This window comes from Neisseria sp. P0021.S006 (assembly GCF_051956895.1).
The window spans coordinates 1-833 of the sequence record NZ_JBQCWZ010000585.1 but is presented as its reverse complement, the minus strand read 5'-3'; the positions used below and the strand labels follow the sequence as shown (position 1 = coordinate 833).

Annotated in this window: 1 protein-coding gene; it reads left to right on the top strand. The window is 45.0% G+C overall.

The window, feature by feature from the left end; genetic code table 11:
- A partial coding sequence (locus tag ACTHUM_RS15845; RefSeq protein WP_440403400.1) for a TonB-dependent receptor domain-containing protein occupies window positions 1-803 on the top strand: 803 nt, incomplete at its 5' end.
- Between the last annotated feature and the right edge of the window lie 30 nt (window positions 804-833).

The following is an 833-nucleotide window of genomic DNA, read 5'->3' as shown; positions in this document are numbered from 1 at the left end:
GAATAAACAACTATATCCACAATGTTTATGGCAAATGGTGGGATTTGGATAAAGCACCCAGCTGGGTAACCAGTACCGGCCTGCAATACTCCATCCAGCATCGAAACTATGCCAAACCTGTCCATAAAAACGGTTTGGAAGTGGAAATGAACTATGATTTCGGCCGCTTTTTTACCACCCTGTCTTACGCCTATCAAAAAACCAACCAGCCGACCAATTATAGCGATGCCAGCGAATCGCCCCGCAACTCTTCTAAAGAAGACCAAATCAAACAAGGCTACGGCTTAAGCAAAATTTCCCGCTTGCCCCGAGATTACGGTCGGTTTGAATTAGGGTCCCGATGGTTGGGCAACAAATTGACCATCGGCGGCATTATGCGCTATTACGGCAAAAGTACACGGGCAACGACTGAGGAGGAATTTGTTGACGGTACAACCGGTGCTAATACCTACTCTTCACATCAAATGGGCAGAAGGGTGATCAAAAAAACAGAAAGCATCAACAGACAGCCGATGATTTTTGATTTCTATGCCAATTATGAACCGAAGAAAAACCTTATCCTTCGTTTCGACATTCAAAATGCGTTCAATAAACGCTATGTCGATCCTTTGGATGCCGCAAACGATGCCGCAACCCAGCGCTATTTCAGCGTATTTGAAAGAAAAGGCGGTTGGGATGATGAAGAGGTCGAATGCGATGCCAACGGTTTATGCAATGGCAAATATGGCGGTACGACACGCTCCGTCTTAAACAACTACGCACGAGGCAGGACTTTGCTGTTTACCATCAGTTATAAGTTCTAAACCTATCTATCAGCGGTCTTAATATTACAC